Source organism: Pseudaestuariivita sp. (genome assembly GCF_052825805.1).
Genome location: NZ_JBRBVB010000001.1, coordinates 61,806 through 80,566, shown reverse-complemented (window position 1 = coordinate 80,566; position 18,761 = coordinate 61,806). Strand labels below are relative to the sequence as shown.

The 18,761-nt window shown below is 64.6% G+C and carries 22 protein-coding genes and 1 riboswitch; of the genes, 9 read left to right on the top strand and 13 right to left on the bottom strand.

Annotated features, from left to right (window positions below; all coding sequences use genetic code 11):
• Positions 1 to 43: 43 nt before the first annotated feature.
• The 4 genes from ACU0B3_RS00390 to ACU0B3_RS00375 form a co-directional block, all read right to left on the bottom strand.
• Complete coding sequence (locus ACU0B3_RS00390; protein ID WP_446258822.1) at positions 44 to 1,315, bottom strand: acetylornithine deacetylase/succinyl-diaminopimelate desuccinylase family protein; 1,272 nt, start codon at positions 1,313 to 1,315, stop codon at positions 44 to 46.
• Between the two features lie 39 nt (positions 1,316 to 1,354).
• Entirely contained in the window at positions 1,355 to 2,419 is a 1,065-nt protein-coding gene (locus tag ACU0B3_RS00385) for a 5-(carboxyamino)imidazole ribonucleotide synthase (protein WP_446258821.1), read from the bottom strand.
• Entirely contained in the window at positions 2,412 to 2,897 is a 486-nt protein-coding gene (gene purE / locus ACU0B3_RS00380; protein ID WP_446258820.1) for a 5-(carboxyamino)imidazole ribonucleotide mutase, read from the bottom strand. The genes ACU0B3_RS00385 and purE overlap by 8 nt, the downstream gene beginning before the upstream one ends.
• 72 nt (positions 2,898 to 2,969) lie before the next feature.
• Entirely contained in the window at positions 2,970 to 3,191 is a 222-nt protein-coding gene (locus tag ACU0B3_RS00375; RefSeq protein ID WP_446258819.1) for a YdcH family protein, read from the bottom strand.
• A gap of 201 nt (positions 3,192 to 3,392) precedes the next feature.
• Between ACU0B3_RS00375 and ACU0B3_RS00370 the strand changes: the two genes are divergently transcribed.
• From ACU0B3_RS00370 to ACU0B3_RS00355, 4 genes are all read left to right on the top strand, one after another.
• Positions 3,393 to 3,809: an Hsp20 family protein gene (locus ACU0B3_RS00370; protein WP_446258818.1), complete on the top strand. Its 417-nt coding sequence runs from the start codon at positions 3,393 to 3,395 to the stop codon at positions 3,807 to 3,809.
• Between the two features lies 1 nt (position 3,810).
• Positions 3,811 to 4,038 carry a DUF1150 family protein gene (locus ACU0B3_RS00365; RefSeq protein ID WP_446258817.1) on the top strand — a complete coding sequence of 76 codons (228 nt, stop codon included), beginning with the start codon at positions 3,811 to 3,813 and terminating at the stop codon, positions 4,036 to 4,038.
• A 149-nt stretch (positions 4,039 to 4,187) separates the two neighbouring features.
• The gene (locus ACU0B3_RS00360) at positions 4,188 to 5,054 is read left to right on the top strand and encodes a PhzF family phenazine biosynthesis protein (RefSeq protein WP_446258816.1); all 867 of its coding nucleotides are present in this window, start codon (positions 4,188 to 4,190) and stop codon (positions 5,052 to 5,054) included.
• 31 nt (positions 5,055 to 5,085) lie between these two features.
• Positions 5,086 to 6,054 (top strand): threonine dehydratase, encoded by a 969-nt coding sequence (locus ACU0B3_RS00355; protein ID WP_446258815.1) that lies wholly within the window; start codon positions 5,086 to 5,088, stop codon positions 6,052 to 6,054.
• A gap of 18 nt (positions 6,055 to 6,072) precedes the next feature.
• Here ACU0B3_RS00355 and ACU0B3_RS00350 read toward each other — a convergent pair whose 3' ends face one another.
• The 3 genes from ACU0B3_RS00350 to trxB all read right to left on the bottom strand — a co-directional run bounded on the left by ACU0B3_RS00350 (position 6,073) and on the right by trxB (position 10,112).
• Positions 6,073 to 6,714, bottom strand: a complete 642-nt coding sequence (locus ACU0B3_RS00350; protein ID WP_446258814.1) for a glycosyltransferase family 2 protein — start codon at positions 6,712 to 6,714, stop codon at positions 6,073 to 6,075.
• 4 nt (positions 6,715 to 6,718) lie between these two features.
• Entirely contained in the window at positions 6,719 to 8,797 is a 2,079-nt protein-coding gene (locus tag ACU0B3_RS00345; protein ID WP_446258813.1) for a bifunctional sulfate adenylyltransferase/adenylylsulfate kinase, read from the bottom strand.
• Positions 8,798 to 9,116: 319 nt separating this feature from the next.
• The gene (gene trxB, locus ACU0B3_RS00340) at positions 9,117 to 10,112 is read right to left on the bottom strand and encodes a thioredoxin-disulfide reductase (protein WP_446258812.1); all 996 of its coding nucleotides are present in this window, start codon (positions 10,110 to 10,112) and stop codon (positions 9,117 to 9,119) included.
• A gap of 322 nt (positions 10,113 to 10,434) precedes the next feature.
• On the opposite strand from trxB, the gene ACU0B3_RS00335 reads away from it, so the two are divergent.
• Entirely contained in the window at positions 10,435 to 10,935 is a 501-nt protein-coding gene (locus tag ACU0B3_RS00335) for an Lrp/AsnC family transcriptional regulator (protein ID WP_446258811.1), read from the top strand.
• A gap of 215 nt (positions 10,936 to 11,150) precedes the next feature.
• Here ACU0B3_RS00335 and ACU0B3_RS00330 read toward each other — a convergent pair whose 3' ends face one another.
• From ACU0B3_RS00330 to lgt, 5 genes are all read right to left on the bottom strand, one after another.
• Positions 11,151 to 11,813 (bottom strand): Hint domain-containing protein, encoded by a 663-nt coding sequence (locus ACU0B3_RS00330; RefSeq protein ID WP_446258810.1) that lies wholly within the window; start codon positions 11,811 to 11,813, stop codon positions 11,151 to 11,153.
• Positions 11,814 to 12,477: 664 nt separating this feature from the next.
• Positions 12,478 to 12,615, bottom strand: coding sequence for a hypothetical protein (locus ACU0B3_RS00325; RefSeq protein WP_446258809.1), 138 nt, complete (start codon positions 12,613 to 12,615; stop codon positions 12,478 to 12,480).
• Positions 12,616 to 12,890: 275 nt separating this feature from the next.
• Entirely contained in the window at positions 12,891 to 13,649 is a 759-nt protein-coding gene (gene pgeF / locus ACU0B3_RS00320) for a peptidoglycan editing factor PgeF (protein WP_446258808.1), read from the bottom strand.
• Positions 13,642 to 14,691 (bottom strand): class I SAM-dependent methyltransferase, encoded by a 1,050-nt coding sequence (locus ACU0B3_RS00315; protein ID WP_446258807.1) that lies wholly within the window; start codon positions 14,689 to 14,691, stop codon positions 13,642 to 13,644. Before ACU0B3_RS00315 ends, pgeF begins: the two co-directional genes overlap by 8 nt.
• Positions 14,688 to 15,569 carry a prolipoprotein diacylglyceryl transferase gene (lgt, locus tag ACU0B3_RS00310; protein ID WP_446258806.1) on the bottom strand — a complete coding sequence of 294 codons (882 nt, stop codon included), beginning with the start codon at positions 15,567 to 15,569 and terminating at the stop codon, positions 14,688 to 14,690. Before lgt ends, ACU0B3_RS00315 begins: the two co-directional genes overlap by 4 nt.
• 92 nt (positions 15,570 to 15,661) lie before the next feature.
• On the opposite strand from lgt, the gene ACU0B3_RS00305 reads away from it, so the two are divergent.
• Positions 15,662 to 15,904 carry an accessory factor UbiK family protein gene (locus ACU0B3_RS00305; RefSeq protein ID WP_446258805.1) on the top strand — a complete coding sequence of 81 codons (243 nt, stop codon included), beginning with the start codon at positions 15,662 to 15,664 and terminating at the stop codon, positions 15,902 to 15,904.
• A gap of 200 nt (positions 15,905 to 16,104) precedes the next feature.
• Here ACU0B3_RS00305 and ACU0B3_RS00300 read toward each other — a convergent pair whose 3' ends face one another.
• The gene (locus tag ACU0B3_RS00300) at positions 16,105 to 16,551 is read right to left on the bottom strand and encodes a 6,7-dimethyl-8-ribityllumazine synthase (protein ID WP_446258804.1); all 447 of its coding nucleotides are present in this window, start codon (positions 16,549 to 16,551) and stop codon (positions 16,105 to 16,107) included.
• 86 nt (positions 16,552 to 16,637) lie between these two features.
• Positions 16,638 to 16,800: riboswitch (FMN riboswitch) on the bottom strand.
• Positions 16,801 to 17,037: 237 nt separating this feature from the next.
• Between ACU0B3_RS00300 and ACU0B3_RS00295 the strand changes: the two genes are divergently transcribed.
• The 3 genes from ACU0B3_RS00295 (at position 17,038) to ACU0B3_RS00285 (ending at position 18,761) form a co-directional block, all read left to right on the top strand.
• A complete protein-coding gene (locus ACU0B3_RS00295) occupies positions 17,038 to 17,538 on the top strand; it encodes a YbjN domain-containing protein (protein ID WP_446258803.1) in 501 nt (166 codons plus the stop codon).
• Between the two features lie 82 nt (positions 17,539 to 17,620).
• On the top strand, positions 17,621 to 18,430 hold the full coding sequence (gene proC, locus ACU0B3_RS00290; protein ID WP_446258802.1) for a pyrroline-5-carboxylate reductase: 810 nt from the start codon (positions 17,621 to 17,623) through the stop codon (positions 18,428 to 18,430).
• A complete protein-coding gene (locus tag ACU0B3_RS00285; RefSeq protein WP_446258801.1) occupies positions 18,423 to 18,761 on the top strand; it encodes a tRNA-binding protein in 339 nt (112 codons plus the stop codon). Before proC ends, ACU0B3_RS00285 begins: the two co-directional genes overlap by 8 nt.

The following is an 18,761-nucleotide window of genomic DNA, read 5'->3' as shown; positions in this document are numbered from 1 at the left end:
AAGTATCCCGGGGGTCTGGGGGCTGGCCCCCAGTGCGCATCAATCAACGCCCGAGCAACAATTGCCTGAGCGCGTGCGCCATGACCTTGGCGCTGTCCACCATGTCGTCGACACCCACCCACTCGTCGGGCTTGTGCGCCAGCTCCAGCACGCCCGGCCCGTAGGCGATGCAGTTCTGCAGCTTCCCGATCCGGTCGATGTGCTTCTGGTCGTAGGTCCCGGGCGAGGCCACGTAGTCCGGCGCGCGGCCCAGCACGTCCTCGATCGCGCGGTGCACCGTCGTGACGACCGGCGCGGCACGGTCGGTCATCGAGGGCGCGACGTGGTTCAGCTCCTCGAGCGTGTAGTCGAACTTGGCCCGCGAAGCCTTGAGCCCGTCGAGCAGACCCTCGATCTCCCCCCGCACGCCATCATAGCTTTCTTCCGCCAGATACCGCCGGTCGATCTGGATGCGGCAGCGGTCGGGCACGTTATGCGCAGGCAGGCCGTCAAAGTCCGGCTCCTGCTCGCGCTGCCCGCCGTGGATCGCGTTGATATTCATCGTCGAGGAGCGCGCGCCCTCCGGCACCACCGGCATGTCCGTGGTGCGCCGCGCCATCGCGGGAAAGAGCTTGTCCTCGAACTCCGACAGCACCGCCCCCATGTGACGCACCGCGCAATCCCCGAGGAACGGCATCGAGCCATGGGCGATCTCGCCCTTCGTCTCGATTTCTGCCCACCAGCCGCCGCGATGGCCAAGGCAGATGCGGTCGTGGCCCAGGGGCTCGGGGATGATGACGTGATCGACATGGGCATAGTGCCCGTGCTCGGCAAGGTAGGCGACCCCGCCGTAGCCGCCCGATTCCTCATCCGCCGTCGCGCTGATCTCGATGGCGCCGGCAAAGTCCGGGTGCTCGGCGATGAAAGCCTCGGCGGCGATGATCGACGCGGCGAGCCCGCCCTTCATGTCGCAGGCGCCCCGCCCGTAGACCTTTCCGTCGATGAGCGGCGCGGTGAACGGGTCCATCGTCCAGCCTTCGCCTACCGCCACCACGTCATGGTGCGAGTTGAAGTGCACGGTCTGCCCCGGATGCCGCCCCTCGCGGCGTGCAACGATGTTCCAGCGTGGGTACTTGTCAGAATCGCCCGGCGTGCCGTTGGCGCGGATCATCTGCGTGGCAAAGCCCGCCCCCTTCAGCCGATGGTCGAGGTACTCGCAAATCTCCAGGTATGCATGACCCGGAGGGTTGAGCGTCGGGATGCGGATCAGGTCCTGGGTCAGCGCGATCAGGTCCTCGCGCAGCGCGTCGATACGGGCGGAAAGGGCAGGGGTCATGGCCTGAGCCTGCCGCCCGGTGCGGGGCAAATCAAGCGCTTATGCCAGCCGGTTCACATGTCCCATCTTGCGGCCCGGCTTCACCTCTGCCTTGCCATAGAGGTGCACCGCCACTTTGGGGTCCGCGATCAGCGCAGGTAGACGGTCCATGTCGGCGCCGATCAGGTTCTCCATCACGACGTCCGCATGTCTTGCGCCATCCGCCAAAGGAAGGCCCGCGACCGCGCGAACGTGCTGCTCAAATTGGTCGACGAGGCACCCGTTCTGCGTCCAGTGGCCCGAATTGTGCACGCGCGGGGCGATCTCGTTCACAACGAGGCCGTCCTTTGTCACAAAGAGTTCCACACCCATGACGCCCACATAATCGAGCGCGTTCAGGATTTGCGCAGCGAGCAGCACAGCATCCGTGCGTTGGGACGCGCTCAGCGTGGCGGGGACGGTGGTGGTCCGCAGGATGCCGCCCTCGTGGACGTTCTCGCCGGGGTCGAAACAGGCGACGTCGCCTTGGGTTCCGCGGGCTGCGATGACGGAGACCTCGCGGTCGAAATCCACAAACCCTTCGAGGATCGCGGGCGCGCCAGCCATGTCGGCGAAGGCTTGGGCGGCTTCGGAAGTCTCTTTGATCCGGGCCTGCCCCTTGCCGTCATAACCAAAGCGGCGGGTCTTGAGGATCGCGGGGGCGCCGATTTCTTCGAGCGCCTTGGTCAAGGACGCCTCGTCCGGCACATCGGCATAAGGCGCGGTCTTGAGACCCAGCCCCTGCAGGAAGTTCTTTTCCGTCAGCCGATCCTGGCTCACGCGGAGCGCCTCCCGGCCGGGGCGGATCGGCACCAATGCCTCGATCACGTCGAGGGCGTCTGTCGGGATATTCTCGAACTCGTAGGTGACGACGTCGACGGCCTTGGCAAACTGCTCGAGCTTTTCCGTGTCGTCGTAGCCCGCCTTGAAGTGGAAATTCGCCACATGGCTCGCAGGGCAGTCGCCGCCGGGCTCGTAGATGCACGTCTTGTAGCCCAGTCGGCTTGCCGCGACCGAGAGCATACGCCCCAGCTGACCGCCGCCGAGGATGCCGATGACCGAACCGGGCGCCAGCGCGTCACTCATCGACCGGCACCTCGGGGATGGAGGCCGAGAGCGCCGCGCGCCAGGCATCGACCTTGGCCGCGAGACCTGCGTCTTCGACCGCGAGCATCTGCGCCGCCATCAACCCGGCGTTCACGGCACCTGCCGCGCCGATCGCCATGGTCGCCACCGGAAACCCGCGCGGCATCTGCACGATGGAGTAGAGCGAATCGACGCCAGACAAAGCCTTGGTCTGCACAGGCACGCCAATCACTGGAATGCGCGTCTTGGACGCCATCATGCCGGGGAGATGCGCCGCGCCGCCTGCGCCCGCGATGATCACCTTGAGGCCCCGGTCCGCGGCGCCGCGTCCGTAGTCCCACAGCCGGTCCGGGGTGCGATGCGCCGAGACGATGCGCGCCTCGTAGGCGACGCCCAGCTCGTCCAGCACCTCTGCCGCGCCCTTCATGGTCGGCCAGTCCGATTGCGAGCCCATGATGATCCCGACTGGTGGTGTCATGTGTATCTCCTGCCGGGATTGCGTCCGTGACGCTTTATAGGCGCACCAAGGCGGGGCGCAACGCGAAGTGTCCTACGCGATGATGTCCGGGGTCAGGCGGTCTTCGATCAGCGCGATGCGGTCTTTCAGACGCAGCTTCTTCTTCTTGAGCCGCTGGATCGTCAGCTGGTCGCGCCCCATGTCCTGCAGCGCGCGGATCGCCTCGTCGAGGTCCCGGTGCTCCTCACGCAGGACCTCGAGTTCGACCCGCAGGACGTCATCGCTCTTCATCGACAGGTCTGAGGGCGCGTTCATGCTCACTCCTTTGCCCGGGCGGCTGTCCTGATGATGACCCGCCCATGGCCCGCTCACGTATTGAGCATACCGCCTCGCGCCGCTGCCGTTAAGCCCTCATGCACCCTTGCAGCGGACCCAAGGGCGTCCCATATTTTGTGTCAGGGAGGTCGCCTGACGGGGCCTTTCTGGACTGTCGCTTGATCTTTTGAGGACGTGTCGATGACAAAGTTGACCCTGGGGACCCATCCCCACTTGCTCGGGTTCGAGCAGCTGGAGCGCCTGCTGGAACGCAGTGCCAAGACCGGCAATGAGGGCTATCCGCCCTACAATATCGAACAGACTTCGGATTTTTCCTACCGCATCACGCTGGCGGTGGCAGGCTTTGCCGAGGAAGACCTCGCGATCACGGTCGAAGACCGGCAGTTGGTCATCCGCGGACGGCAGGGGGATGACGGCGCGGACCGCGTCTTTCTCCACCGCGGCATTGCGGCGCGCCAGTTCCAGCGGAGCTTTGTGCTCGCCGACGGCGTTGAGGTCGGAGACGCGGTGATGGAGAACGGCCTGCTTCACGTCGACCTGACCAAGGCCAAGCCCGAGACCATCGTGCAAACGATACAGATCAAGAAAGGGGTGTAAGATGAACCAAGCTGTTGATTTCGCTCAGTTCGAAGAGGATGCGCTTGTCTATGTGCGCCCCGTCGAGGTGGCCGAGCTGCCCGCCGAGATCCGCCCGCAAGCCATGGGCGCCAAGACGATCTACGCGGTTCACAACGCCAGCGGCGAGCGGCTGGCGCTGGTCAAGGACCGTCAGCTGGCCTTCGTGTTGGCTCGCCAAAACGACATGGCGCCTGTCACGGTGCACTGAGCGTCGGCGCTTGCACCTCGCGTCCCGGGCCTGACCCGGGACCTCTTTACCCATACGCCCTTGCAATCAGACGTATCACGAAACGTCATTGTCCTCCTTCTGGACGTGGACACGCCGGCCTGCTTTCCTCCGGACTAGGAGGACACGCCATGCCGTACCAAGTCGACTGGGTAGACGCCTTTTCAGAACGCGCCTTTGGCGGGAACGGCTGCGCGGTGGTGCACGATGCTGCCGCGCTGGACGCCGAGACCTGCATGGCCTTTGTCCGGGAAACCTCGCTGGTCGAGTGTACCTTCACCGAAGCCTCGGATGTCGCGGACCTCAAGGTCCGCTATTTCCTCGCCTCGCGCGAAATCCCCTTTGCCGGGCACCCGACCATCGCGACCGTCGCCGCATGCTTGCACCGGGGCGTTCTGACCGGCGACTGCACGCTCGAGACGGGCGCGGGGCTGGTCAAGATCACACTCGACCAGGGCTGGATCGTGATGACGCAGGTGGCGCCGGAGTTCGGGGACACCGTCCCCGCGGACCGGGTCGCTGCGCTGGTGGGCCTTGCTCCGGGCGATATCCTGCATCCGCCGCAGTTCACCTCCACCGGGCTGCCGTTCTGCATCACGCTGGTCAAAGACCGGGCGACGATTCAGCGCGCAAGGCTGCAGCTTGATCTGGCCGACGCCTATGCCCGCGACTTTGCCGGTGGCGCGGCGGACATGTGCGAGCCCTACCTCATCACGCGCGAGGGCGCGACAGAGGCCGGGGATACGTTCGGGAGACTCCTGATGCTGCCGCCAAGCCCGCCCGAGGATCCCTTCACCGGGTCCGCCACCGGCGCGGCGGCGGCCTACCTTTGGCACCACAGTTTGATCGACAGCCCCACCTACACGGCCGAGCAAGGTCACGACATGGGCCGTCCGGGCCAAGCGCGGGTCGAGGTGCTGGGCCCACCAAACGCCATTACCGGGGTCAGGGTCGCAGGCCAGGGCCATGTGCTGATGTCCGGCGATCTGATGCTTTGACCTTGGTGCTGGGATCGGGTTTCCTCACGCCATGATCGCTCTTCGTGACCTCGAACGCGCGCACGCGCTGGTGCAGACCGTGGTGCCGCCCACGCCTGCGCGCAATTGGCCGTTGCTGAGCCGGCAGCTTGGCACCGACCTCATCGTCAAGCACGAGAACCACGCCCCCACCGGCGCCTTCAAGGTGCGCGGCGGCGTGACGTTTATGCGCTGGCTCAAGGACGCGCACCCGGACGTGCGCGGCATCGTGACCGCGACGCGCGGCAATCACGGTCAAAGCCAGGCGCTCGCGGCGACGCAGGCGGGTCTGGCCTGCAAGGTCTTTGTCCCGCGCGGCAATTCCGTGGAAAAGAACGCGGCCATGGCGGCTTTTGGTGCCGAGCTGGTCGAGCATGGCGACGATTTCGACGAGGCCCGGATCGAGGCGCACCGCGTTGCGGAGGCGGAGGGGCTCTATTTCGTGCCGTCGTTCCACCCGCAGCTGGTCGCGGGCGTCGGGACCTACGGGCTTGAGCTTTTCGAGGCGCACCCGGACCTCGATGTGGTCTACGTGCCGATCGGGCTCGGCTCGGGCATTTGCGGGACGATTGCGGCGCGGGACGCGGTCGGGGCCAAGGCCGAGATCGTCGGCGTGGTCGCCGAGAACGCCAACGCCGCCAAGCTCTCCGTCGAGGCCGGGCGGGTGGTCGAGACCAACGCCGCGCGCAGCTTTGCCGACGGAATGGCCGTGCGCGTGCCGTCGGCGGAGGCGTTTGCCATCTACCGCACCGGCGCGTCGCGGATTGCCGAGGTGAGCGAGGATGAGGTGGCCGCGGCCATGCGGATACTCTTTGAGACCACGCACAACGTCGCCGAAGGGGCAGGGGCCGCGGCGCTCGCGGCGGCTTTGAAGGACAAAGAGGCGCTGGCCAGCAAGAAGGTCGCGGTGATCCTGTCGGGCGGAAATGTCGACACGGATGTCTTTCGCACCGTGCTCGGAGGGGTCACGCCGCAGGTGTAGGGTGGGCACTTGCCCACCTTACGGCGCCGGCGGCCAAATCCCGAACTGCGCTGAAACCGCTTCCGCCGCCGCTTGATTGGCGTCCTTGCGACCCAAGTCCTGTAAAGCGGCGTCGCCTTTAAGCGGCGTCACCTTGGCTCGCGCTTCCGGCACCGCGCTCACCTCGTACCCCTTTGCGGCCATCGCACCACTGATCCACACGTCATCCGCCCAGATCGCCTCATCCGGCGCATCCAGCACATCCGCCAACGCCTCCACCGGCGCACGCACACCGGCAAAGCCCTGCGCCACCAGCCCCGGCCCCAAACGCTTGAGCCGTTCCACGTCAAAACAAGACGCCGCCGCGATCTCGCCGCGTGCTGCGCAGAGCGTCTCGAGCCAGCGGGGGCTGTAGAGGCAATCGTCGTCGCACCAGACCACCGTGCCGGTGAGGGTGGGAAGGGGCGCGAGTTTTGTGAGCGGTCCGAGGTCTTTTGTCTCGAACAGCGTGATACCGTCAGGGACGCGCGGCGCGTCGAATGTGCCGGGAAACCGCCGGTACCTGCGGCACCAGCTGACGATGATCTGATCGGGCGCGAGGCTCTGCCGCAGCAAAGACAAAAGCACGCGCTCCAGGATCGGAGCGCGTGCGGGAATCGTTGCGAGACAGACCGTCGGCACGCGCCTACTCGGCGGCAATCAGGCCCATCGATTCGAGCTTGAGGATCACCTGATGCGCGCAGTTGTCGACGTCCACGTTCTCGGTCTCGACGCTCAGCTCGGGGTTCTGCGGCACATCGTAGGGGTCTGAAATCCCGGTGAATTCCTTGATCTTACCCTCGCGCGCCAGCTTGTAGAGGCCCTTGCGGTCGCGGCGCTCGCACTCCTCGATGGAGGTCGCGACGTGCACCTCGACAAAGGCCCCGAACGCCTCGACATCCTCACGCACGGCCCGGCGGGTGGTGGCGTAAGGCGCGATTGGCGCGCAGATGGCGATGCCGCCGTTCTTGGTGATCTCGCTCGCGACATAGCCGATCCGGCGGATGTTCAGATCGCGGTGCTCTTTCGAAAAGCCCAGCTCGGACGAGAGGTTCTTGCGCACGATGTCACCGTCGAGCAGCGTGACCGGACGCCCGCCCATCTCCATCAGCTTGACCATCAGCGCGTTGGCGATCGTCGATTTGCCAGAGCCGGAGAAGCCGGTGAAGAAAACGGTAAAGCCCTGCTTGGAGCGCGGCGGCTTGGTCTTGCGCAGCTCCTTGACCACCTCGGGGAAGGAGAACCATTCGGGGATTTCCAGACCCTCGGCCAGACGGCGGCGCAGCTCGGTGCCGGAGATGTTGAGGATCGTGACGTCGTCCTTGTCCTTGATCTCGTCGGCGGGCTCGTATTGCGCGCGCTCCTGCACGTAGACCATGTGTTTGAAGTCGACCATCTCGATGCCGATCTCGTCCTGGTGCTCGCGGAAGAGGTCCTGCGCGTCGTAGGGCCCGTAAAAGTCCTCACCCGCCGAGTTCTTGCCGGGACCCGCGTGGTCGCGGCCGACGATGAAGTGCGTGCAGCCGTGGTTGGCGCGGATCAGGCCGTGCCAGACCGCCTCGCGCGGACCTGCCATGCGCATCGCAAGGTTCAGCAGCGACATATGCGTGGTGGAGTTCGGGTACTTGTCGAGCACCGCCTCGTAGCAGCGCACGCGGGTGAAGTGATCGACGTCGCCGGGCTTGGTCATGCCCACGACCGGGTGGATCAGGAGGTTCGCCTGCGCCTCACGGGCGGCGCGGAAGGTCAGTTCCTGGTGGGCGCGGTGCAGCGGGTTGCGGGTCTGGAAGGCCACGACCTTGCGCCAGCCCAGCTTGCGAAAGTACGCGCGCAGCTCGTTCGGGGTCTCCCTGCGCGCGCGGAAATCGTAGTGCACCGGCTGCTGGATGCCCACAACCGGACCGCCGAGATAGACGGCGCCTGCCTGATTGTGCAGGTAGTTGACCGCCGGGTGCGCGCTGTCGTCGGCGCCGAATACCTTTTCGGCCTCGCGCGCCTTGTTCGGCACCCAATTGTCGGTGACGGTCATGGTGGCGAGGATCACACCCTCCTGGTCGCGGAGCGCGATGTCCTGCCCCTCGCTCAGCTTGGATGCGAACTCTTCGGACACATCCAGAGTGATCGGCATCGGCCAGAGCGAGCCGTCCTTGAGGCGCATGGTTTCGACCACGCTGTCGTAATCTTCTTGACCGAGGAACCCTTTGAGCGGGTTGAATCCGCCGTTCATCAGCAGCTCCAGATCGCAAATCTGGCGCGGTGTGAGGTCCCAGCTGACGAGGTCAGCCGCTTCCATCTTGAGCTTTTGCGCAGAGTCGTAAGAGACGTAAAGCTCCGGGATCGGGGCGAGGGTATTTTGCATCGGAAGGGTCCTGCTTGGGGTACTGGTCAGACTGCTCGAGGTGCCGGTCAGCTCGGCGTGAAGTGCGTCGTATTCGGCGCGTTTGCGGGCGAGAAACCCGGCGGCGAGGCGCGCCTTTTCGGCGGCGCCTTTGGATGTGATCACATAGGCAAAGCGTTGGCGCTTGTCGGTGCTGTCGCTGCCGGAGACTTTGACAAATCCTGCGTCGACCGCTCCGCGCAAAAGCGCGTTGAAGCGCCCGAGCGAGATGCCGAGCGCGCCCGCGGTTGCGCGCTGAGAGGCATCCGGCGCAAGATCGATCTGCCGCAGCAGGCGAAAGCGCTGGTCCTCTTCGGGCGTCAGGGTATCTGCGACGGCAGTGGGCATCAGGTGCGACTCAGGGTTTGTTCACGTGTGAACGTATTGCATGGCAATTGTGTTCAGAAAAGAACAAACTTTGGAGCTTGTTGTGATCGGCAACAAAAAAGCGCCGATCCGCGGCGCTTTTTCCAATCTCGCAACAATATGGCTGATTTAGGACCGGTTACACAGGCGAATTTCAGCCTGATATCTCCGAAACAGAATTTTACGCGGCGTCCCGCGGGCTGGCGTATCGCGCCGCCCCATGGGGGCGGGTCGGCGCGGCCTAACGGTTCCCGTTAGGCGGGCGCTTTGATTTCAGCTTATGCGGAAAATTCAAGACCAGTTACGCAGGTTCCGCGCCGTATCCCAAAGGCTCGGTGACCGTCTCGCGCTCAGCCTCGCCGTGCTCTGCGAGGAACCGCTCGACTTCCAAAGCCGCCTGACATCCCATCCCGGCGCTGGTAATCGCCTGGCGGTATTGCCAGTCCGTGATGTCGCCCGCGGCAAAAACGCCGGGGATCGAGGTTTCGGTGCTGTCCGGTTTGGTCACCACGTAACCGCCCATGTGCGTTTCAAGCACGTCCTTGACCAGTTCGTTCGAGGGGGCGTGCCCGATCGCGACGAAGAAGCCTTTGCACGGGATGTCGGTGATCTCGCCCGTCTTGGTGTGCTTCGCCTTCACCCCCTCGACGCCCAGGGGCGCGTCGGTGCCGTAAACCTCCTCGATCTCGTGGAACCAGAGAGGCTCGATCTTGGGGTTCTTGAAAAGGCGGTCCTGAAGGATCTTTTCCGCGCGCAGCTCGTCGCGGCGGTGGATCAGCGTGACCTTGGAGGCGAAGTTCGTGAGGAACAGTGCCTCTTCGACGGCCGTGTTCCCGCCGCCCACGACGACGATCTCCTGCCCCCGGTAAAAGAAGCCATCGCAGGTCGCGCAAGCAGAGACGCCGAAGCCCTTGAACTTTTCCTCGCTCGGAAGGCCCAACCATTTGGCGCGCGCGCCGGGGGCCAGGATGATCGCGTCGGCAACGTAAACCATGCCGCTGTCGGACTGACACACAAACGGGCGTTTGGAAAAATCGACGGAGGTGATGATGTCGCCGATGATCTCGCAGCCCATCGCCTTGGCATGTTCCTGCATGCGGATCATCAGGTCGGGGCCCTGCACCTCGGTGTCGCCCGGCCAGTTCTCCACCTCGGTGGTCGTCGTCAGCTGGCCGCCAGGCTCGATCCCCTGCACGAGCACCGGCTTCAGCATCGCGCGGCTGGCATAGACCCCGGCGGTGTAGCCGGCGGGCCCCGAGCCGATGATGAGCACTTTCGTGGATTTTGTCTCGGCCATGGCGCTGTCCTTTGGGGCTGGGTGGCAACGCGGCTCATATACGCGCTTGCCGCGCCCGGGAAAAGGCGCTCTGCCGCCGCGTCGTCTCACATCTGCGTTGTCATAAAACGGTTGCCTGTCTGCGTTATGCCCGTGTCAGGCCGCCGCCGGCTCCCCTCGGACGCGCCTCAGCACTTTATTTCAGCACAAATCGGCGTGTCTGTCCCAGGCGCGCCTTTTTGTTTGTTATCTTGAATGTGTCCGGCTTGAACTATTGTTGCTTTATTGCGTAATAAAATGTCGCGTTGGCCGAGTGCTGCGGCCGCCTGCGGAGGAGTATCTTATGTCAAATCACCGGCTGGACGAGATCGATCGCCGGATTCTCGCCGAGTTGCAGGACGATGGCCGGATGACCAATGTCGAACTGGCCAAGCGTGTCGGAATCTCCGCGCCGCCCTGTCTGCGCCGGGTGCGCACATTGGAGGAGCAGGGTTTCATCCGCGGCTACCACGCCGATGTCGATCCGCGCGCGTTGGGGTTCGAAGTGCAGGTCTTCGCCATGGTCGGTCTGCAGCGGCAGGCCGAGGCCGATCTGAGCGCCTTTGAGGAGCGCTGCCGTTCCTGGCCGCTTGTGCGCGAGTGCCACATGTTGAACGGCGAGGTGGACTTCATCCTCAAATGCGTGGCGCCGGACCTCTCGACCTTCCAGACCTTTCTGACGTCCGAGCTTTTGACCGCCGACAATGTCGGGTCGGTCAAGACGTCGCTCGTGATCCGCGGCGCCAAGGACGCGCCCGGCGTGCCGTTCGATGTGCTCGAGGAAAGGCTCAGTCAGCCGGCGTGAGGCGGCGAGCCGCTTTTCCAAATTCGTGCGCTTAATTCAAAGCGCCCGCCTGACCGGCACGGTTAGGCCGCGTCATGCCAAAGGCATGCCTCTGGCATGACCCGCCCCCGTCAAACCGAAGGTTTGCCTTGGGCAAAACGGGAGGCGCGATGCGCCACCCCGCGGGACGGCGCGTGAACTACTGCTTTCATTGCATCAGATCAAAGCAGCCACACTCACGCCGCGTGCAGATCGTCCTCTCCGAGCTTACGCGGATAGGCAAGCGAGCCAAAGTCGGCAAAGCCCGTGATATGCGGGAACATCGATAAGAAGAGCGAGCGCGTGTTGATCCCGAGCCCCTCTCCGTTGAACCGGCCGGGATGGTAGGTCTCCACCGCGATCCCGTCGGCGTGGATGACCGCATGCCGCTTGGTCGCGATGTGATACAGCCGTACGGGCGAGGGGGGCGTGACCTCGATCACGCTCATCCCGTCCATCGTGTCGCGGATGTTCACCAGCGCTGCACCCTCCGCGCCATGCTGGGGTTGCAGGACCCGCGCCCCGGGCCCGAGCAGCAGGTTGCGCATCGGGCGCGCCAGTCCAAACGTGTCGGGCATGATCCGCACCAGCTGCGACAGCGCGCCATCCAGGTCGGGGCGGTTCGGCGCCATCATTGTCGAGCCGATCCAGAGGATCGCCGCCGGGTCTCCGCCCTGCACCTCGACATGATCGCCGGGGATCAGGTCCTCGACCGCCACCGGCCCCGAAATCGTGTCGATCAGCGTGCCATGCGCAAAGGCCGACGCCGTATCGGTAAAGAGCGGCGTCGCCGGCGCGATATGGTGTGAGGTCTTGACCGAGAGGTTGGGCAGCAGGGAGGCCACCTCATACTTGCGCATGAGAGGCTGGGCGCTTTGAGGAAGCCGTCCCTGCCGAGCAAACGGACCCGGTTGGGCCTGCGGAATGGGAACAAGGGCACGCGCGGTGCCGGGCTCGGGTGTCCGAGTATCGAGGTGTGCCATGCGATCCCCCCTTTCTGGGGTAGTCACATCCGCGCCGGCCCCCACCGACAACGACAGAAGGACCGTTACCTTCGTTGCGATTTGATGAGTACAAAAATCGCGGTTTTGCACATCTGTGTCAAAATTCCGACCTGATTGGCCGGAGCACTTCGCCTAAAATTTGCGGCAAACCTAAATTGTGCGCAGGGGCGAAACGAGTTCGCCACATTCTGATTCGGGATTGGTTTGGGGCGCTAAGTGATGCGCCAACAAATAAAACCCGAAGTAAGCGACCTTTGACCTGATATACACACGCTCGATTCAAAGCACCCGCCTGACGGGCACCGTCAGGCCGCGCCGACCCGCCCCCATGGGGCGGCGCGATCCGCCACCCCTCGGGCCGGCGCGTGCTCGTCTGTTCCGAATGTGTAGGGGGAAAGGTCGACGGCTCAGGTATCAAGTCAAAGACCCCGGCGCCCAAAAAACGCAAAAGCCACTCCGAGGCGTGCCCGGAGTGGCCAAGCGCCTTACCGGCGCCCGAAAGCTGTGAGAGGAGAAGCCCTCAGGCGGACTTCAGTTTGGTCGCTTTGCGAGCCGCGATGAAGGACGCCCGACGCGCACCGCGCTCCCAAGGAAGAGCTGTCTTGGTGTCGGCTGCGGTTGCGATGGCCGATTTGATGTAGCGGGTGCTGAGTTTCATGACCTGAGTTCCGTTCTGTTGCCCGTGTGCTCGGGTGTGTTCCTGACTGAGGCCAATATGGAATTGGTTTGCGGCCAGCTTTTGGCATTCGATGCAAGTTTTCCAAAAAAGCGCGCAAGGCGCGGGGCTGAAATGGGGCAAGCTTGCCCACTTTGGTTAACGCACTGGAAATTAACCTTAATTTTTCGTACCGACGATTGCGCGGCAGCGCGATCGGCCCTTCGGTGACGGAAATGGGCGCGGCTTGCCCGGCCCGTGCCACAATCTCGCCCGGATCAGACCCGGATGCAGGCCATCAGCCGCCCGTAATCGCCCTCTTTGCGGTGCACAGAGCGGCGGTAGGAGAAGAATCGCTCTGGATCGGCATAGGTGTCGTGGCGCGTCCACTCGGCTTCCGCGATGCCAGCCGCGCGCAAGCGGCTGAGACCAAAGCCCGGCAGATCGAAAAGCAGCCGGTCACCTTGTCCTTGCGCAAAGTAGCGCGCCGTCTCCGGGTCCTCGTCTAGGAATTGCTCCATGAACTCCGGCCCGACCTCGTAGCTCGCCTGCCCGATGCTGGGACCGATCACCGCCTTGATCGCCTCGCGTGTGGCGCCAAGCCCCACCATCGCCTCGACCGTCGCCTCGAGCACTCCGCCCAAAGCGCCTTTCCACCCGGCATGCGCGGCACCGACCACCCCTGCCTCTTCATCGGCAAAGAGCACGGGCTGGCAGTCGGCGGTCAAAATCCCCAGAGCGATCCCCGGCGTCGCAGTGACCATCGCGTCCCCTTCCGGGCGCGCGTACGTAGGATGGGTGATGGCATGCACGCGCGCCGAGTGGATTTGATGCACGGACTGGAGGGCGTGTGCCTCCACACCCATCCAAGTTGCCACGCGTGCGCGGTTCTCTTTTAGCGCTTCACGGTCGTCGCCCGATCCCAGCCCGCAGTTGAGCGAGGCGAAGATCCCCGTCGACACGCCACCCTCTCGGGTGAAGAACCCGTGTTTGGTCCCGTTCAAAAGGTCTGACGTGATGGGCGAGAGGCTAGTCATCTGCAAATCCCGGCATTGGCTCTTGCGCAAAGGAGAGCACCTTGAAGAGCGTGCCCATCTCCTCGGGGTGGATCAAGCGGCGGTGCGCAGCGATGTGCGTTTGCAGAGCGTCCTCGTCCATCCCCTTCGCGAGCGCCTGCGCGCGCTGGGTGATCCCGAGCCGCTCGAGGAAGATGCCTTGCGGTGTCAGGCGCGAGTGCCAGAGGCCCTGCGCCTTGGCCGCTTCCGCCAGCGGTTCAAAATCCACATGCGCCGTCAGGTCCGCTTTGCCCGGCGCCTTCAACGGGTCCACCGGTTTGTGTGCCTTGACTGCCTGAAAGGTGTCCCCGACGGAGCGCCAGTCGCCATAGTCTATATAGAGTGCGCCGCCGCCGTGCTGCGCGATGCGGTCCGCTACTTGTTCGGTGATCGCCATAGCCGGCGCGCAGGTCTCTACGATGTCACCGGGGCGGGAGTCCTCGAGCCGGTGCGCGAGTGCGGCGATCGGGGCAGGGGCGCCAAGGCCGAACGCAAGTGCGTCGCCGTTTGCGCCCACGTGCACTTCGCGCCAGGCGTCGTCGGTACGCTGGAACTGGCGGATGGGAAGGGCGTCAAAGAACTCGTTGGCGACGAGATAGAGCGGCCCTTCGGGTAAGCTCTCGACACTGTCATGCCATGTCGCCTCCGGCAACCGGGTCTTTTGCTCGGCGCGCAGCACGGGCGAAGTCTCGACCAGATGCACCTCCACCGCCTCCGCCATCCCCGGCACGTGCCGGATCACGCGCAGCATGTCCGCCATGAGCGTCCCGCGTCCCGGTCCCAGCTCGGCGAGGAGGATCCGCTTCAGTGTCCCTTGCTCGGTCCACGCCTGCGCCAGCACCAACGCCAAAAGCTCGCCGAACATCTGGCTCACCTCCGGCGCGGTGACGAAGTCCTGTCCTAGCGGCTGGCGCGTCGCGTAGTACCCATGCTCGGGATCGCCCAGGCACGCGGCCATGTAACGGTTGAGCGGCATCGGCCCGTCTGCCGCGATCTGGCGCAAAAGCTTGTCCTTGAGGCTCATGCCCGCCGCGCTCGTGCGATCAGCCAAAGACCAACGAGGGTCATCGGCAGCGACAAGAGCTGTCCCATCGTCAGGCCGTATCCCCCGACATGCCACGCCAGTCCAAGCGGATTGCCGTCGGTCACGAACTGCGCGTCGGGCTGGCGCACGAACTCCACCGCAAACCTTGCGGCGCCGTAGCCGGCGAAAAACACGCCCGTGAGGAGGCCCGTGCGAAAGAACGCCTGCCGCCGAAAGGCGAGCCACAGGAGGACAAGCCCGAGGATGAGCCCTTCAAGAAGCGCTTCATAGAGCTGCGACGGATGCCTTGCGCAGAGCCCCGCGACCTGCCCACAGGCTTGCGCCGCCTCACCGGGAAAGATCACGCCCCAGGGCAGGTCCGTCGGACGCCCCCAAAGCTCGGCGTTGATGAAGTTGGCACTCCTCCCCAGCAGCAGCGCCGGAGGCGTTGCGACCGCTAGGATGTCGCAAACCTGACCCAGCGGCGCGCCATGCTTGCGCGAGAACAGCCAGAGCGCCGCGCCCACCCCGAGAAAGCCGCCGTGAAAGGCCATGCCGCCCTGCCAGATCGCGGGGATCTCGAGCGGGTCGCTCAGGTAGTAGGCGGGCTGGTAAAAGAAGACATACCCCAGCCTCCCCCCGACGATCACACCGAGGATGATGTAGGTCACCAGGTCCTCAAGCGCGGCCTTGTCGATGGGGGGCTTCCCCGCCGGCCACAGGCCCGCGTTCTGCACCGCGCGCCTTGCGATCCACCAGCCGACCCCGATGCCGACGATATAGGCCATCGCGTACCAGCGCAGGGCGAATTCGACGCCAAAAAGCGTGACCGAAAAGATCTCGGGCGAGATGGACGGGAACGGGATCGCGGCCTGCATGGCGCCCCTCATGCAAGGCGCGGCTGGGATGGTCAACCTTGCGCGGCAAAGCCTTGCGCACCATATACATGTCAAACGCCACGGAGTGAGCCATGCAGACCCGCAACAAAGTCTTTGACGACATCTCGCAGCTGATGACCAACGCCATGGGCGTCGCGCAGGGGGCCAAGACCGAGGCCGAGACCGCCATGAATTCGATGATCGACCGGTGGCTCGCAGACCGCGACTTCGTCACCCGTGAAGAGTTCGACGCCGTGCGCACGATGGCGCAGAAAGCCCGCGAGGAGAACGCGGCGCTTCTGGCGCGGATCGAAGCGCTTGAGGGGAAGAAGTAGCGGGTTAAGCTGCTGGCCTTCGACGTTCAAATAGAGAAACAAAAGTTCACGCGCCGACCCGAGGGGTGGCGCATCGCGCCGCCCGTTTTGCCGAAGGCAAACCTTTGGTTTGACGGGGGCGGGTCGGCGCGGCCTGACAGTGCCTGTCAGGCGGGTGCTTTGATTGCAGCGGAACGAAAACCGATGCTAGTTGGCGAGCCCTAAGCCGCCAAGGCCCGACGGCTTATAGCAATCTGCAACGCCGCCTCTGCCGCCTCACGCCCCTTCAGAACGAAGTGCTTCCCAAACACTTCCCGATGATGCGGCGTGTCCTGATAGGCATGCGGCGTGAGGGAGACCGAAAGCACCGGCACCCCCGTGTCGAGCCCCGCGCGCATGAGGCCATCGACCACAGCTTGCGCCACGAACTCGTGTCGGTAGATGCCGCTATCCACGACCAGCGCGGCGGCGGCCACGGCGGCGTAACGCCCGGTGGCAGCCAGATCACGCGACATGAGCGGCAGCTCGAACGCGCCCGGCACGTCAAAGACATCGACCTGCGCCACGGGTATGATCTCGCAGAACCCGGCCAGGGCCTGGTCCACAATGTCCGCGTGCCAGCCGGCTTTGACAAAGGCGTAGCGGGGGGTGGTGAGGGTGTGTGTCATGGCTCTTCTCCTTTAGGTTCGACACGTCACCCAAGGCATTGAAACGCAGACCATCGCGCACCCCCGAAAGGGCGCACGCGGCTGCGCATCGTCTCTTCCATCCGGACTTTAACCGTCGGCTCAGGACTTGCCGCGCGCGGCGCACCTGATCTGCTGGCACTTTTCGCAAAACGAAAAGCCGCTCGCGGGCTTGTCCTCAAACGAAGACCTACCGCCGGTGGGGACTTCCACCCCGCCCTGAGAACGCGTCAGCTTTGCCAGTGCCGCCACGCCCCATCAAGCAAAAACGCGCCTATCTCTTGTGACGCTTCCATGAATATCCACAGCTTCTAGCGGTTTTCCCCAAGAATTCGCTTTACAGCCGACTCCCCCACCGTGCACGCTCACCCAGGCGGGAGGACAGGCACAAAAAACCCCCGCACCGAGCAGGCACCACGCGCCGGGCGCTGCCATAGCCCGAGCGCCAACACATAAAGAGGTGGCGGCATGGCGCTTTCAGAGCAGTTTTACGACGAAGACACGCATCCCATCGACATCGTGGAGACGCTCGCGTCGCATCACGACTGGGATTTTGACCGGATCGGCGACGACCAGATCGCCATGGCGGTCGAGGGTCAGTGGCGGACGTACTCGGTCACTTTGGCCTGGTCGGCCTTTGACCAGACCCTGCGGCTCGTCTGCACCTTCGACATGGAGCCACCCGCGGACAAGCTTCCCGGGCTCTACGAGCTCTTGAACCTCGTGAACGACCGCTGCTGGTGCGGGGCCTTCACCTGGTGGGAGGAGCAAAAGCTGATGGTCTTTCGCTATGGCCTCGTCGCAGGGGACGAACAATTCCCGAGCGCCGACCAGATCGACACGATGATCAACGCCGCCGTGATGAGCGCCGAGCGCTACTATCCGGCGCTCCAGCTTGTGACCTGGGGAGATCAGTCTCCGCAGCAAGCCATCGAGATCGCGATGACCGAGGCTTACGGGCGCGCCTGAGAGCGTCTTGGAAGCGTGAAAGCGATTCCGTTCCACGCGCAAAGCCACTAGGCTCACCCCGGCACAAGGTGGGGGCGGCTACATGGACATATTCGAGCGTATCACCGAGCGCGGCATCGTGCTTTTGGGCTGTGGGAAGATGGGCTCTGCCATGCTTGCGGGCTGGCTCAAGGGCGGCCTTCCGGCAAGCGCCGTGCATGTGGTCGACCCGAACCCCTCGGACTGGCTCAAAGGCACGGGCGTGCATATCAACCAAGCGCTGCCGGAGGCGCCGGCGGTAGCCCTCCTCGCGGTGAAACCTCAGATGATGGCGACGGCACTGCCCACCTTACAAGGCTACGCCGGCGGCGGGACGCTCTTTGTCAGCGTGGCAGCGGGCACGACGATAGCCAACTACGCCGCCATCCTCGGCCAAGACACGCCCGTCGTGCGCGCCATGCCGAACACGCCGGCCGCCGTTGCGCAGGGAATCACTGCGCTCGTGCGCAATGACGCGGCGACCGAGGCGCATCTGGACGCGACGGACGCGCTGATGCAGGCCATCGGCGCCGTCGTGCGCCTCACAAGTGAAGACCAGATGGACGCGGTCACGGGCGTGTCAGGCTCTGGGCCGGCCTACGTCTTTCACATGATCGAGACGCTTGCGGCAGCGGGGGAGGCAGCGGGCCTAGGGCCGGAGCTCGCCACGACCCTCGCCCAGCACACCGTTGCCGGGGCAGGGGCGCTGTCGATCCAGTCGGACGAGAACGCCGAGCAACTCCGCATCAACGTGACCTCCCCCAACGGCACCACCCAGGCCGGGCTCGAGGTGCTGATGGAGGAGCTCCCCGACCTCATGCGCCGCACCGTGCAAGCCGCCACCAATCGCTCCAGAGAACTGCAAAATGGCTGAGATCACCTTCGACGACTTCCTCGCCGTCGACATCCGCGTCGGCACCATCGTCCGGGCCGAGCCCTTCCCCGAGGCGCGCAAGCCGGCGATCAAGCTCTGGATCGATTTTGGTCCCGAGATCGGGGAGAAGAAAAGCTCCGCGCAGATCACCGCGCATTACGCGCCCAAGACGCTGGTGGGCAAACAGGTGATGGGCGTGGTGAATTTCCCGCCCCGCCAGATCGGCCCGGTGAAATCCGAAGTGCTTGTCCTAGGTTTCTCCGACGAGGCAGGCGGGATCGTCCTCGCGACACCCGACAAGGACCTGCCGAACGGGGGGAGACTACACTGA

Excerpts from the sequence above, each read along its gene's own strand:
- ACU0B3_RS00390 (WP_446258822.1), bottom strand. The coding sequence starts at position 1,315 with ATGACCCCTGCCCTTTCCGCCCGTATCGACGCGCTGCGCGAGGACCTG.
- ACU0B3_RS00385 (WP_446258821.1), bottom strand. The coding sequence starts at position 2,419 with ATGAGTGACGCGCTGGCGCCCGGTTCGGTCATCGGCATCCTCGGCGGC.
- purE (WP_446258820.1), bottom strand. The coding sequence starts at position 2,897 with ATGACACCACCAGTCGGGATCATCATGGGCTCGCAATCGGACTGGCCG.
- ACU0B3_RS00375 (WP_446258819.1), bottom strand. The coding sequence starts at position 3,191 with ATGAACGCGCCCTCAGACCTGTCGATGAAGAGCGATGACGTCCTGCGG.
- ACU0B3_RS00370 (WP_446258818.1), top strand. The coding sequence starts at position 3,393 with ATGACAAAGTTGACCCTGGGGACCCATCCCCACTTGCTCGGGTTCGAG.
- ACU0B3_RS00365 (WP_446258817.1), top strand. The coding sequence starts at position 3,811 with ATGAACCAAGCTGTTGATTTCGCTCAGTTCGAAGAGGATGCGCTTGTC.
- ACU0B3_RS00360 (WP_446258816.1), top strand. The coding sequence starts at position 4,188 with ATGCCGTACCAAGTCGACTGGGTAGACGCCTTTTCAGAACGCGCCTTT.
- ACU0B3_RS00355 (WP_446258815.1), top strand. The coding sequence starts at position 5,086 with ATGATCGCTCTTCGTGACCTCGAACGCGCGCACGCGCTGGTGCAGACC.
- ACU0B3_RS00345 (WP_446258813.1), bottom strand. The coding sequence starts at position 8,797 with ATGCCCACTGCCGTCGCAGATACCCTGACGCCCGAAGAGGACCAGCGC.
- trxB (WP_446258812.1), bottom strand. The coding sequence starts at position 10,112 with ATGGCCGAGACAAAATCCACGAAAGTGCTCATCATCGGCTCGGGGCCC.
- ACU0B3_RS00335 (WP_446258811.1), top strand. The coding sequence starts at position 10,435 with ATGTCAAATCACCGGCTGGACGAGATCGATCGCCGGATTCTCGCCGAG.
- ACU0B3_RS00330 (WP_446258810.1), bottom strand. The coding sequence starts at position 11,813 with ATGCGCAAGTATGAGGTGGCCTCCCTGCTGCCCAACCTCTCGGTCAAG.
- ACU0B3_RS00325 (WP_446258809.1), bottom strand. The coding sequence starts at position 12,615 with ATGAAACTCAGCACCCGCTACATCAAATCGGCCATCGCAACCGCAGCC.
- pgeF (WP_446258808.1), bottom strand. The coding sequence starts at position 13,649 with ATGACTAGCCTCTCGCCCATCACGTCAGACCTTTTGAACGGGACCAAA.
- ACU0B3_RS00315 (WP_446258807.1), bottom strand. The coding sequence starts at position 14,691 with ATGAGCCTCAAGGACAAGCTTTTGCGCCAGATCGCGGCAGACGGGCCG.
- lgt (WP_446258806.1), bottom strand. The coding sequence starts at position 15,569 with ATGCAGGCCGCGATCCCGTTCCCGTCCATCTCGCCCGAGATCTTTTCG.
- ACU0B3_RS00305 (WP_446258805.1), top strand. The coding sequence starts at position 15,662 with ATGCAGACCCGCAACAAAGTCTTTGACGACATCTCGCAGCTGATGACC.
- ACU0B3_RS00300 (WP_446258804.1), bottom strand. The coding sequence starts at position 16,551 with ATGACACACACCCTCACCACCCCCCGCTACGCCTTTGTCAAAGCCGGC.
- ACU0B3_RS00295 (WP_446258803.1), top strand. The coding sequence starts at position 17,038 with ATGGCGCTTTCAGAGCAGTTTTACGACGAAGACACGCATCCCATCGAC.
- proC (WP_446258802.1), top strand. The coding sequence starts at position 17,621 with ATGGACATATTCGAGCGTATCACCGAGCGCGGCATCGTGCTTTTGGGC.
- ACU0B3_RS00285 (WP_446258801.1), top strand. The coding sequence starts at position 18,423 with ATGGCTGAGATCACCTTCGACGACTTCCTCGCCGTCGACATCCGCGTC.